The organism is Belnapia mucosa (assembly GCF_016775475.1).
Classification (GTDB): Bacteria; Pseudomonadota; Alphaproteobacteria; order Acetobacterales; family Acetobacteraceae; genus Belnapia; species Belnapia mucosa.
The window spans coordinates 59,488-71,899 of record NZ_JAEUXJ010000008.1 but is presented as its reverse complement, the minus strand read 5'-3'; the positions used below and the strand labels follow the sequence as shown (position 1 = coordinate 71,899).

12 protein-coding genes are annotated in these 12,412 nt (G+C 70.3%); 6 read left to right on the top strand and 6 right to left on the bottom strand.

Annotation, left to right across the window (positions count from 1 at the left end):
- Nucleotides 1–26 precede the first annotated feature (26 nt).
- Nucleotides 27–1,322 (top strand): DUF4214 domain-containing protein, encoded by a 1,296-nt coding sequence (locus JMJ55_RS18490; RefSeq protein WP_202827073.1) that lies wholly within the window; start codon nucleotides 27–29, stop codon nucleotides 1,320–1,322.
- 6 nt (nucleotides 1,323–1,328) lie between these two features.
- Here JMJ55_RS18490 and JMJ55_RS18485 read toward each other — a convergent pair whose 3' ends face one another.
- Nucleotides 1,329–1,781: an Lrp/AsnC family transcriptional regulator gene (locus tag JMJ55_RS18485; RefSeq protein ID WP_202827072.1), complete on the bottom strand. Its 453-nt coding sequence runs from the start codon at nucleotides 1,779–1,781 to the stop codon at nucleotides 1,329–1,331.
- A 22-nt stretch (nucleotides 1,782–1,803) separates the two neighbouring features.
- On the opposite strand from JMJ55_RS18485, the gene JMJ55_RS18480 reads away from it, so the two are divergent.
- Nucleotides 1,804–3,126: an LLM class flavin-dependent oxidoreductase gene (locus tag JMJ55_RS18480; RefSeq protein ID WP_202827071.1), complete on the top strand. Its 1,323-nt coding sequence runs from the start codon at nucleotides 1,804–1,806 to the stop codon at nucleotides 3,124–3,126.
- Between the two features lie 151 nt (nucleotides 3,127–3,277).
- Nucleotides 3,278–6,709 carry an indolepyruvate ferredoxin oxidoreductase family protein gene (locus JMJ55_RS18475; RefSeq protein WP_202827070.1) on the top strand — a complete coding sequence of 1,144 codons (3,432 nt, stop codon included), beginning with the start codon at nucleotides 3,278–3,280 and terminating at the stop codon, nucleotides 6,707–6,709.
- Between the two features lie 4 nt (nucleotides 6,710–6,713).
- Here JMJ55_RS18475 and JMJ55_RS18470 read toward each other — a convergent pair whose 3' ends face one another.
- Nucleotides 6,714–7,010, bottom strand: a complete 297-nt coding sequence (locus JMJ55_RS18470) for a CcdB family protein (protein WP_202827069.1) — start codon at nucleotides 7,008–7,010, stop codon at nucleotides 6,714–6,716.
- A gap of 1 nt (nucleotide 7,011) precedes the next feature.
- Nucleotides 7,012–7,245 (bottom strand): type II toxin-antitoxin system CcdA family antitoxin, encoded by a 234-nt coding sequence (locus tag JMJ55_RS18465; RefSeq protein WP_236033825.1) that lies wholly within the window; start codon nucleotides 7,243–7,245, stop codon nucleotides 7,012–7,014.
- 104 nt (nucleotides 7,246–7,349) lie between these two features.
- Here JMJ55_RS18465 and JMJ55_RS18460 point away from each other — a divergent pair, with 104 nt between their 5' ends.
- Genes JMJ55_RS18460 through JMJ55_RS18450 form a run of 3 tightly spaced genes read left to right on the top strand, consistent with a single transcriptional unit; the run spans nucleotide 7,350 to nucleotide 9,484 of the window.
- Entirely contained in the window at nucleotides 7,350–8,504 is a 1,155-nt protein-coding gene (locus JMJ55_RS18460) for an acyl-CoA dehydrogenase family protein (RefSeq protein ID WP_202827067.1), read from the top strand.
- Nucleotides 8,504–9,130 (top strand): maleylacetoacetate isomerase, encoded by a 627-nt coding sequence (maiA, locus tag JMJ55_RS18455; RefSeq protein ID WP_202827066.1) that lies wholly within the window; start codon nucleotides 8,504–8,506, stop codon nucleotides 9,128–9,130. Before JMJ55_RS18460 ends, maiA begins: the two co-directional genes overlap by 1 nt.
- Before the next feature lie 39 nt (nucleotides 9,131–9,169).
- Nucleotides 9,170–9,484 (top strand): hypothetical protein, encoded by a 315-nt coding sequence (locus tag JMJ55_RS18450; protein WP_202827065.1) that lies wholly within the window; start codon nucleotides 9,170–9,172, stop codon nucleotides 9,482–9,484.
- Here JMJ55_RS18450 and JMJ55_RS18445 read toward each other — a convergent pair.
- The 3 genes from JMJ55_RS18445 to JMJ55_RS18435 form a co-directional block, all read right to left on the bottom strand.
- Complete coding sequence (locus JMJ55_RS18445) at nucleotides 9,481–9,702, bottom strand: ribbon-helix-helix domain-containing protein (protein WP_202827064.1); 222 nt, start codon at nucleotides 9,700–9,702, stop codon at nucleotides 9,481–9,483. The genes JMJ55_RS18450 and JMJ55_RS18445 overlap by 4 nt on opposite strands.
- Nucleotides 9,695–11,101, bottom strand: a complete 1,407-nt coding sequence (locus tag JMJ55_RS18440) for a class II fumarate hydratase (protein WP_202827063.1) — start codon at nucleotides 11,099–11,101, stop codon at nucleotides 9,695–9,697. The genes JMJ55_RS18445 and JMJ55_RS18440 overlap by 8 nt, the downstream gene beginning before the upstream one ends.
- A gap of 74 nt (nucleotides 11,102–11,175) precedes the next feature.
- The gene (locus JMJ55_RS18435; RefSeq protein ID WP_202827062.1) at nucleotides 11,176–12,411 is read right to left on the bottom strand and encodes a methyltransferase domain-containing protein; all 1,236 of its coding nucleotides are present in this window, start codon (nucleotides 12,409–12,411) and stop codon (nucleotides 11,176–11,178) included.
- Nucleotide 12,412 lies beyond the last annotated feature (1 nt).

Sequence of the window (12,412 nt, the reverse complement as noted above, 5' to 3'; positions counted from 1 at the left end):
CGAACAGGGCGACGGAGTGCGAAACTATGCCAGTCCTCCAGGTTTCCGGCAGCATTCCCACCACCATCCGCGAGAATGCAAAACCCGGAGACTGGGTCGCGGGGCTGACACTCGCCGGGGACACCTCCGGCCTGGTCGGGATCGAGCTGACGGGGGCGAATGCGCTGGCCTTCTCGGCGCAATGGAATGCGGCGCTCGGCCTCGCCACGCTCGGTGTCGCCGCCCCGGTGGATTTCGAGGCCTTCGCCGTCGCACGCATCCCCTCCCAGCTCAGCTTCGCGCTGCGCTTCGTCTTCGCCGATGGCAGCCGCTACGCCCCCTCGACCACCTACCGGGTCGCGGTGACCGATGTGGATGACACGCCGCCCACCGCGCTCCGCTTCCTCAGCGGTGGCAGCGTCACCGCCGGGGCCATCGGCAGCACCATCGGCATCCTCTCGATCACGGATCCGGATTCGGCCGGCCCCTTCCTCTTCTCCTTCGCCGAGGAGGATGCCTGGCGCTTCGAGGTGGTCGGCAATGTCCTGAAGCTGAAGGACGGCATCAGCCTCGGCCTCGATGAGATGCCGAACCATCCGCTCTTCATCGAGGTCTCCGACGGGCATCAGAGCGCAGGCTTCACGCTCAACATCACCGTCAACGACCCCGGCGCGCAGCAGAGCGTGGTGACGGTAGTCTCGGCCGAGCAGCCGCAATCGGGCATCGCCCTCAGCAGCCCGGTCCAGGCCGTCAGCCTGCATGAGGCGCGCGACCTGACCGGGGCCAATTCCTATGGCGAGGATATCCGCCAGCTTCTCCTCGCCGAGGGAGGCGAGGTCTGGCTGCCGGCGGTGCAGACCCTGCGGCTGGCCGATGGCTGGGTGGATTTCGGCTCCAACGGCGCCGCCACCCGCGCCGCGGCGCTGCATGCGACGGCGACCGGCCAGGCGCCGAGCGGTGCCGATCTCGGCAGTCTGCTGGCGCAGGTCCAGGCGGGGCAGGGCTGGGTCGATCTCGCCGGGAGCCTGCTGGCGGGGCCGCTGGCCGGGCTGGATGACACGGACCTGGTCACCACCCTCTACCACGCCGCCTTCGGCCATGACCCGGATGCGGCGGAACTCGCCCTCGATCTCGGCCGGCTCGCCTCCGGCACCAGCCGGGCGCAGATGCTGGCCGATATCGCCGGCTCGGCGGCGGCGCTGGCCGCCCATGCCGATCCCGATGGGCATTGGGTTGCCCAGGCGCTGGGCGGCAGCGCTGCCTGGCATATGGATACCGGCGGGATCAGCGCCGGCCTGCTGCCGAGCGCCAGCCATCCGGTCGGCTCGGCCTGGATGCTGTGAGCGGGCCTAGGGCGCCGGCGTCCAGACCTGCTTCAGGTTCCTGAGGGTGAAGCTGCTTCGCGTATGCCGCACGCCCGGCAGGCGATACAGCCTCTCGCGCAGCAGCCGCTCATAGCCCGCGGTGCCGCCGACCGCGGCCTTGATGACGTAGTCGTATTCGCCCGTCACCAGCCAGGCCTCCACCACCTCCGGGATCTCCAGCACCGCCTGTTCGAAGCGGCGGAGGCTGTCCTCGTCGTGCCGTTCCATCATCACCTCGATGATGACCGTGTCAGGCAGGCCGAGCGCGGCCTGGTCGAGGATCGCCACATAGCCCTTGATGACGCCGGCTTGTTCCAGCCGCTTCACCCGTGTCCAGCAGGGGGAGGGGGAGAGCCCCACCTCCTCGGCCAGCTCCGCATTGGTCAGGCGGGCATTGCGGTGCAGGGCACGGAGGATGCGGCGGTCGATGGCGTCCATGGCTTATGCTAAGCCGCCCGGCATGCCTCGTGAAATCCGCCTGAATGCCTTCGACATGGCCTGCGTGGGCCATATCCAGCAGGGGATGTGGACCCATCCCCGCGACCGGTCGGTGGAGTATACCAGCCTCGACTACTGGATGGGCCTGGCGCGGACTCTGGAACGCGGCCTGTTCGACGGGCTGTTCCTCGCGGATGTGGTCGGCGTCTATGACGTGCTGGGCGGCAGCCCGGATGCCGCCATCCGCCATGCGGTGCAGGTTCCGCTGCTCGACCCGATGCTGCTGGTCCCGGCCATGGCGGCGGTGACCCGGCATCTCGGCTTCGGCGTCACCTGCAACCTGACCTATGAGGCGCCGCCGCTCTTTGCCCGGCGGATGGGCACGCTCGACCATCTCACAGGCGGGCGGATCGGCTGGAACATCGTCACCGGCTATCTCGACAGCGCCGCCCGCGCCATGGGCCTGCCGAAGCAGGTCGCGCATGACGACCGCTATGACGCGGCCGAGGCCTTCATGGACCGCGTCTATGCCCTCTGGGAGGGGTCCTGGGCGGATGATGCGGTGCGGCGGGACCGGTCGGCCGGGGTCTATGCCGACCCGGCGCGGGTGCGGGACGTGGCCGGCGGCGGGCCTTTCCTGGTCGAGCCCTCGCCGCAGCGGACCCCGGTGCTGTACCAGGCCGGCGCCTCGGATCGCGGCAGGGCCTTTGCCGCGCGGCATGCGGAATGCGTCTTCGTCAATTTCGGCCGGCCGGCGGATATCGCCCGTCTCACGGCCGATCTCCGGGCGCGGACCGCGCCGCGCCCGATCCGCATCTTCGCCGGTGCGACGCTGATCGTCGGCCGGACCCGGGCCGAGGCGGAGGATCTGCTCGCCGAATACCGCCGCCATGCCAGCATCGAGGGCGCGCTGGCCCATGCCGCGGCCTCGCTCGGCCTCGATTTCGACCGCTTCGGCATGGATGAGCCGATCGAGGTCGCGAAGACCGACGCCATCAGCTCGAATGTCGAGGCCATGCGTCGGGTCTTCGGTCCCGGCTGGACCAAGCGGCAGCTGGTCGACCAGTTCGTCCTCGGCAGCCGGCAGCGGCCCATCGTGGGTAGCGCGGCGGAGGTGGCAGAGGCGCTGATCGGCTTCGCCGAGGCGGCGGATGTCGATGGCTTCAATCTCGCCCGCACCGTGATGCCGGAGGGAATCGAGGCGGTGGTCGATCTGCTGGTGCCGGAATTGCAGGCGCGTGGCGCCTATAAGCAGGCCCATGCGCCCGGTGCCTATCGCGAAAAGCTGTTCGGGGCCGGGCCGCGCCTGGCTGCTCCCCATCCCGCGACCTCCCATCGCGGATGATCCTTCTGTCCTTTCGGCGGTGCACACCAAAATACGAAAAGAAACTCTGGAAATTCCGGTTCATCCTTCCACGCTGAAAGGCTGGGTCCAGGGGATTGCCCCAGCGGCCCGGCCGCCCGAGATTGATGGGCAATAAGGCGGGAGACGGACCATGGGCAGCATCCAGCGCCCCGAAGCGACGCTCGACGACCGCTGGGAGAAATCCGGCGAGACCCTGTTGCTGACCGGCATCCAGGCCCTGGTCCGGCTGCCGCTGATGCGCCACCAGCTGGACAAGGCGCTTGGCTGGAACACTGGCGGGTATATCAGCGGTTATCGCGGCTCCCCCCTCGGCACCTACGACATGCAGCTGATGAAGCAGGCCAAGCGCCTGGCCGAGGCCAATATCGTCGTCCGCCCCGGGCTGAACGAAGACCTCGCCGCGACCGCAGTCTGGGGCAGCCAGCAGGTGGCGCTCTACGGCAACCAGACGGTCGATGGCGTCTTCGGCATCTGGTACGGCAAGGGGCCGGGCGTCGACCGCTCCGGCGACGTGCTGCGGCATGCCAACAGCGCCGGCACCGCGCCGAAGGGTGGCGTGCTGGCGCTGGCCGGCGACGACCCGACCTGCAAATCCTCCACCATCACCTCGGGCTGCGAGATCAGCTTCATGGATGTGGAGATGCCGGTGCTCGACCCGGCCGGCGTCCATGAGATTCTCGACTACGGCCTGAAGGCGATCGACATGTCGCGCTTCGCCGGCCTCTGGGTCGGCATGAAATGCGTGGCGGAGACGATGGACGGTGCCGCCTCCGTCCTCGTCGATCCGGCGGCCTATGCCAGCGTCACGCCGGATTTCACCTTCCCGCCGGATGGCGTGCATATCCGCCTCCGCGACCATGCCATCCCGCAGGAGCAGCGGCTGCGGCAGGTGAAGCTGCCAGCCGCCATCGCCTTCGCCCGGGCGAACGGGCTGAACCCCATCGTGGTGGACAGCCCGCAGGCGCGCTTCGGCATCGCCGCCCGTGGCAAGGCCTATGCGACGCTGCGCCAGGCGCTGCGTGATGCCGGCATCACCGATGAGCTGGCGCGGATGGCGGGGCTTCGCATCTGGAAGGTCGGCCTCGCCTGGCCGCTGGATGCGGAAGCCGCGCGGGAGTTCGCGCGGGGCCTCGAGGAGGTGCTGGTGGTCGAGGACCGCCGGCCGGTGATCGAGCCGCAGCTGCGCGATGCGCTCTACCATGAGATTCAGCGGCCGCGGATCACCGGCAAGACGGATGAGCAGGGGCGGCGCCTACTCTCCGACCTGCTGGAGCTCGATACCGGCGCGGTGCTCCGGGCGCTCTATGCCCGGCTGCCCGAGGCGCTGCGGACCGAGCAGCTGGCGGCGCGCATCGCCCAGCTCGACGATCTGGCCAACCTCGCCGTGGCGCCGGTGCATGACCGCACGCCGCATTTCTGTCCGGGCTGCCCGCACAACACGAGCACCAAGGTTCCCGAGGGCAGCCATGCCATGGCCGGCATCGGCTGCCACACTCTGGCGATCTACATGGATCGCAGCACCGACCTGGTGACCCATATGGGCGGCGAGGGCATGCCCTGGCTCGGCATGGCGCCCTTCGTCAGCGAAAAGCACATGTTCGCCAATATCGGCGACGGCACCTATGCCCATTCGGGCAGCCTCGCCATCCGCCAGGCGATCGCGGCAGGCACCAACATCACCTACAAGATCCTGGTGAACAGCGCCGTCGCCATGACCGGCGGACAGACGCCGGAAGGCGAGCTCGGCGTGCCGGAGATCGCGGCACAGATGGCGGCCGAGGGTGTGGGGAAGATCGTCCTCGTCTCCGACGACCCGGAGCGGCACCAGGACGATGCGCGGATGCCGAAGGGCATCACCTATCGCCACCGGAGCGAGCTGGATGCGGTGCAGCGGGAGCTGCGCGAGGTCCCAGGCGTCTCCGTCCTGATCTACGACCAGCAATGCGCGACGGAGCGCCGCCGCAAGCGCAAGCGCGGCACCCAGGCCGTGGCGGAGCGGCGCGTCGCCATCAACCCGCGGGTCTGTGAGGATTGCGGCGACTGCTCCCGCACTTCCAACTGCCTCGCGGTGGAGCCGATCGAGACCGAGTTCGGCCGCAAGCGCCAGATCGACCAGAGCGCCTGCAACCAGGATCTCTCCTGCGTCGAGGGCTTCTGCCCCTCCTTCGTTACCCTGGTCGGCGCGGAGCCGGTGAAGAAGCCGGTGCCGAAGTTGGGCGAGGCGCTGCCCGAGCCGGCGGTGCCGGAGCCCCGCGCCGGCGAGCCGGCCTGGAACATCCTGCTCGCCGGCGTCGGCGGGCAGGGGGTGACGGCGCTCTCGGCCATCCTCGGCATGGCGGCGCATCTGGAGGGCCGGCCGAGCCGCTCGGTCGACATGCTCGGCCTGGCGCAGAAGGGCGGCGGCGTCTTCGCCCAGCTCCGCATCGGCCGGGCCGGGGCGGCGCCGGAGACGATCGAGGCGCCGCGCATCGGCATGGGCCAGACCGACCTCCTGCTCTCGGCCGATATGGTGGTCGCGCATGGGCGGACGGCGCGGCCGCTGCTCGGCGCCGGGCGGACGGTTGCCGTGCTGAACGCCGACCTGCAGCCGACCGCGCAGTTCGTGAAGGACACGAGCACCCAGTACGACCGCGCCGGCATGCTGGAGAGCATCCGTGGCGCCTGCCGCGAGGTGGTGACGGTCCCGGGCGTCCATGCGGTGGAGGAGGCTTTCGGCGACCTCATCTACCTCAATGTCTGGCTGCTCGGCATCGCCTTCCAGCGCGGGCTGGTGCCGCTCTCGGCCGAGGCGATCGACCGGGCGCTGGAGCTGAACGGCGCCCAGATCGAGCGCAACAAGGCTGCCTTCGCCCTCGGCCGCGCTGCGGCGCTTGCCCCGCCCGCGCCGGTGACGGAGGCGGCGGAGACGCTGGATGCGCTGATCGCCCGTCGTGTCGGCGAGCTGACGTCCTACCAAAGCGCCTCCTACGCTCGTCCCTATGCGGACTTCGTCGCCAAGGTCCGCGCCGCCGAGGCCGCGGCGGTGCCGGGCGAGGAGCGGCTGACCCGCGCCGTCGCCACCCAGCTCTACCGTCTGATGGCCTATAAGGATGAGTATGAGGTCGCCCGCCTGCACAACCTGCCGGAATGGCAGGCGCATCTCGCCGGCCACTTCACCGGCACCCAACGTGTCGAGCTGAACCTGGCGCCGCCGATCCTCGCCAAGACCGACCCGGTGACCGGCCAGCCGCGCAAGATGGCCTTCGGTCCCTGGATGCTGTCGGCGATGCGCCTGCTGCGCCATGGCAAGGCGCTGCGCGGCACCCCGCTCGACCCCTTCGGCCGCACCGAGGAGCGGCGGATGGAACGCGCCCTGCCCGGCGAATACCGCGCCGGGGTGGAGCGGCTGCTGGCCCTCCTCTCGCCCGAGACCCATGCGCGCATCTGCGCCTGGGCCGAGGCGGCGGCGGGCATCAAGGGCTATGGCCATATCAAGGCCCGCAACGTCGCGGCGACCCAGGCGCGGATGGCGGAGCTGGAGGCGGCGGTCGCGCGGCCGGTGGTGGCGATGGCGGCGGAGTAGGCCGCTACAGCCCGGTCAGCAGCAGCATGTCGACGGCGCGGAGGATGGAATCGTAATCGCCCTCCAGCGTGCCGACCGGCGGGCCGAGTTCCCGTCGCGGCACGGCGGCCAGGAGGTGGACCGCGAGAATATGCGGGGCTCCCTCCAAGGTCATGACGGGGTTGAGGTCTCGGACCGGGCGGCCCGCCCTGTCCGGCGGCAGGAGCGGCGCGACGACCCGGGTCGGCAAATGGTCGAGCAATTCGTGCTGGAGGTCGACCACCAACGTGCCATCCAGCCGATGCAGGTCGAAGCGGGCCATCCTAGAAGCCGCGATGGCGGGCGAGGGGGAGGCCGTCGCGCTCCAGCACCTCGGCCCAGCTCTCCATCGCGGCCTGATTCTCGTCTCGCCAGCGCCGGGTACGCTCGGCCCTCACCGCGGCTTCGAGCCCCGCCTCGCAGGCACGGGAAAGGTTGATGTCGAGCTCCCGCGCGGCGGCCACCAGGGGCTCAGGCAGGCTGACATTGGTGGCGCGGCGCTGCACTGGCTCGGGCATAGGCATCTCCTTGCGCATTCATTATGCGCATAACACGTGCCGATACCAAGCCCCTGGACGAAGCCGCCCTCGTCGAACGATACCGCTGAGAGGAGAAACCCAGAATGCCGCCCGACCAGGCCTTCGAACTGCCCGAGGCGACGCAAGAGTTGCGCGAGACCGCGCTCGGCTTCGCCATGGACACCCTCGCCCCGCGGGCGCTGGAATGGGATCAGGCGCGGCATTTCCCGGTGGAGGAGATGCAGGCCGCCGCCGCGCTCGGCATGGCGGCGCTCTATGTGCGGGAGGAGAGCGGCGGGGCGGGGCTGACGCGGCTCGACGCCGCGGTGGTGTTCGAGGCGCTGGCGATGGGCTGTCCCACCGTCTCGGCCTATCTCTCCATCCACAACATGGTCGCCTGGATGATCGACCGCTTCGGCAACGACGCCCAGCGCGACCGCTGGCTGCCGGAGCTGGTGCCGATGCGCCTCGTCGCCAGCTATGCGCTGACCGAGCCCGGCTCAGGCTCCGACGCCGCCGCGCTGCGCACCCGGGCGCGGCGGGAGGGCGACCATTACATCCTCGACGGCACCAAGCAGTTCATCTCCGGCGCCGGCGCCTCCGACCTCTATCTCACCATGGTGCGGACGGGGGGCGAGGGGCCGGGCGGCGTCTCCGCCCTGCTGATCCCGAAGGACACGCCCGGCCTCTCCTTCGGCGCCAACGAGCGGAAGATGGGCTGGAACGCCCAGCCGACGCGGCAGCTGATCTTCGACGGCGCCCGGGTGCCGGCCTCCGCCCTGCTCGGCGAGGAGGGGCACGGCTTTCGCTTCGCCATGGCGGGGTTGGATGGCGGGCGGCTGAACATCGCCGCCTGCTCGCTCGGCGGGGCGCAGGCGGCGCTCGACAAGGCCCTGGCCTATGTCCAGGAACGCCAGGCCTTCGGCAAACCGATCGCCGATTTCCAGAACACTCAGTTCCGCCTGGCCGATATGCGGACGGAGCTGGAGGCGAGCCGGACGTTGCTCTGGCGCGCCTGCGGCAAGCTGGATGCCAAGGCGCCCGATGCCGGCGCTTTCTGCGCCATGGCCAAGCGCTTCGTCACCGACACCTGCCACAAGGTGGCCGACGACGCGCTGCAGCTGCTCGGCGGCTATGGCTATCTGGCGGAATACGGGATTGAGAAGATCGTCCGCGACCTCCGCGTCCACCGCATCCTCGAAGGGACGAATGAGGTGATGCGGCTGATCATCGCCCGCAGCATGCTGGGGAGGCGGTGATGGAACTGGTCGGCTACTACCGCTCCTCCGCCGCCTATCGGGTGCGGATCGCGCTGAACCTGAAGGGGCTGGAGGCGCAGCACAGCTTCCGCCATCTCCGCCGCGGCGAGCAGCGGGCGGCGAACTATCTCCGGCTCAACCCGCAGGGGCTGGTGCCGGCGCTGCTGCTGGAGAATGGCCACAGCCTCATCCAGTCCCTCGCCATCATCGAATACCTGGACGAGACGCATCCCAACCCGCCGCTGCTGCCGGCCGATCCGGTGACGCGGGCCCGGGTGCGGGCCTTTGCGCTGGCCATCGCCTGCGAGATTCATGCGGTGCAGAACCTGAAGGTGCTCGCCCGGCTGAAATCCATGGGCCACAGCCAGGAGGAGGCCAACCGATGGGCGCATGACACCATCGCCGAAGGGCTCGCCGCCTGCGAGGCGTTGGCCGAGTCCGGCCCCTTCTGCTTCGGGCCGGCGCCCAGCCTTGCCGATCTCTGCCTGGTGCCGCAGCTCTACAATGCCCGGCGCTTCGGGGTGGCGCTGGAGGCGATGCCGCGGCTGCTGGCCGCCGAGGCCGCCTGCCTCGCCCTGCCGGCCTTTGCCGAGGCGGCGCCCGAACGCCAGCCGGATGCCGAATAGGGCTTGCAGCCCGAGAGCGGGTGCGTCAACAGTTCGCTTATGAAACGGATAGCCGCCCTGCTGTTCCTGCTCACCGGCCTGTCGGAGCCGGCGGCGGCGCAGCAGCGCGTGGTGGTGCCAGGGGATGCGGCGGTGGTGGTGCCGGCCCGTGGCGCCGGGGCCATCGGCGGCACCGCCGCGCTGCGACGCCCGCGCCGGGTGATCGGCGACCGCCTGCCGCCGCCGCCGGAGAGTGGCAGTTCCATGCCGCTGCTGGTCGCCCTGCCGCTCGGCGTCGCGGCGGGGCTGCTGGCGGCGACCCTCGGCGGCAATGAGGGTCACGGCAACGTCTCCGCGCCGGCGCGGACGCGTTAAGGCTTTTCCGCCAGGGCGAAGACCCGCAACGCGCTCGCCAAAGGCCGCGCCGTACCGGCCCGGGCGGTGTCGATCTCCGTCACCAGCCCGGCGAGGCTTTGCCCCCGCCGGGCGGCGGCCGCTTCCAGCACCACCCAGAACTCCGCCTCCAGCGCCACCGAGGTGCGATGCCCGGCGAGCTGGAAGCTGCGTTTCCGGAGATGCCTCTCCTCACCCATCCAGCGTCGCGCCGGGGGTGACCATGTCCTCCGGCCGGACCCAGCGGTCGAAATCCTCGGGGCTGACATGGCCGAGCTTCTGGGCGGCGTCGCGCAGCGTCAGATTCTCCTTCAGCGCCAGCTTGCCGATGGCGACGGCCTTGTCATAGCCGATCCGTGGGTTCAGCGCCGTCACCAGCATCAGCGACTTGGCCAGATTCTCGGCGATGCGCTCCCGCGCCGGCTCCAGCTTCAGGACCATGTGCTCGGCGAAGCTCTCGGCGGCATCGGCCAGCAGCGTCGCCGATTGCAGCACCGCATGGATGATGACCGGCTTGAAAACATTGAGCTCGAGGAAGCTCTGCGCGCCCGCCATGGTGACGGTGGTGGTGTTGCCCATCACCTGGGCGCAGACCATGGTCATCGCCTCCGCCTGGGTCGGGTTGGTCTTGCCCGGCATGATGGAGGAGGAGAGGCCGTCCGCCGGCACCACCAGCTCCGACAGGCCGGAGCGCGGGCCGCTGCCGAGCAGGCGGACATCATTACCGAGCTTGTTGAGCGAGACGGCGATGACATTCATCGCCCCCTGCAGCTCGACCAGCGCGTCATGCGCGCCCATGCCTTCGAACTTGTTGGGATTGGGCGCGAAGGCGAGGCCGGTGAGGTCGGCGACAATTTCGCAGAAGACGCGGTCGAAGTCGCGGTGGCGGTTGAGGCCGGTGCCGACCGCGGTGCCGCCCTGGGCCAGCATCAGCAGCCGCGGCAGGGTGGCGCGCAGGCGTTCCTGGCCGAGTTCCACCTGGCGGGCCCAGGCCGCGGCCTCCTGGCCGAGCGTGACCGGCACCGCATCCATCATATGCGTCCGGCCGACCTTGATGATGTCGGCCCATTCGGCGGCGCGCTGGTTCAGCGCCGCATGCAGCCGCCCGAGCGCCGGCAGCAGCCGCCCCTCCACCGTCTCGGCGGCGGCGATATGCATCATGGTCGGGAAATTGTCGTTCGAGGACTGGCCCCGATTGACGTGGTCATTCGGATGCACCGGCTTGCGGGTGCCGAGCGGCTGGCCCAGCATCTCGTTCGCGCGGTTCGAGATGACCTCGTTGGCGTTCATGTTGGTCTGGGTGCCGGAGCCGGTCTGCCAGATCGGCAGCGGGAAGTCGGCGTCGCGCTTGCCGTCCACGATCTCCTGCGCCGCCTGCTTGATCGGGCCGGCGAGGTCGGGGGCGAGTTCGCCCAGGCGCTCATTGGCCTCGGCGCAGGCCCATTTGTGCAGGCCGACGGCGCGGATCAGGGCCGGGGTGAAATGCTCCGTGCCGATACGGAACAGGCGCCGGGCACGCTCGGTCTGCGGGCCCCAATAGCGGTCGGCGGGGATGTCGATGGTGCCGAGGCTGTCGGTCTCGGTGCGGGTCTCGGCCATGCTGGCGGCTCCTTGGCGGCGGGCGCGGGGGCGCCCCCTTCGCGGCGCCAACGTGGCGCAGGGCCGGCCGTTCGTCAGCCCGGCTTCCGCCCTTCCAGCCAGACATCGCCGGCCACATACATCAGCCGGTCATAGGTCACCATGTCGCTGAACCGGCGGAGGCTGGCGAGGAAGGCCTCGTATTCCGCCGGATCGGCGCGGCCGGGCACCTTCGCCACCTGCATCATCCAGGCGACGGCGTCATGCAGCGACCCGCCCCACCAGACCCGCCGGTCGGCGAAGCGCTCGAACAGCATCTCCATCGCATAGGGGGTGTGGTTGAAGAAATGCTGCCCCTCGGAATGGATCGGCTGCATGAAGGCGGCATTGACCAGGATGCGCCCGCCCGGCCGCAGCACCCGCCAGACCTCGGCGGCGAAGCGGTGCGGATCCCGCACATGTTCCAGCACGGCGCTGGAATGGATGGCGTCGATCACCCCATCGCGGAAGGGCAAAGCGAGGCCGTCGCCGAACAGGTCCGGCTCACTGAACTGCGTGTATTCCAGGTTGAGGTAGCGGGGATCGGCGATCTGCCGCCGCCCGCCGCCGATATCGAGCAGCACCCCGTCCTCCGGCACGCCCGCCAGCAGCGCCAGCGCCTTCTCGCCGAAGGCGCCGCCGCGGTTGACGGCGGCGGGCTTGCGCCAATCCGGCAGGACGGGCGGTCCGGCCTCCTCCAGGATCTCCTCGATGAGCACCTGCCGCCCCTGGGACTCGGGATGGCGGCGGCCAGTCGGGGCGAGGGCGATGCGGAGCGGCCGCCGCGCCGGATTCGGCACCTCGACCAGATGCGGGATGCCGGCATGCTGGTGGTACAGGTCGGGCTCGGCGAAGACCTCGCCATCCACCGTGACGCGGGCGATGCCCGACCAGCCATGCGCATGCAGCACCAGGCGGATGCGCGGGGCGGCGGAGGTGAAGGACAGCTCCGCCCCGGCCGCATCGCCATGATGGCCGAGCAGCCAGTCGCCGATCCAGAACCAGCCACCCCGCGCCTCGATCCGCGCCGAGCGGCGGTCGATCGCGACCAGGGCCGGATGCGGCGCGAGGGGCGTGGGCGGGCCGGCTTCGGCGGCGCGGGCCGTCTCCGCCACGCGGTCGAAATGCAGGAAGTCGAAGCGGAAGCCGTCGAGGCGGGCGATGGCCTCGCCCACCTCGTCCAGCAGCCAGCCGGAATGCGGCACCTCGCCCACCAGGCTCTCCGCCTGGAAGCGGGGCGGCCGGTCGGTGCCCGGGATCGCCAGCAGGGGCAGCAGCAGGTCCGGGCGCATC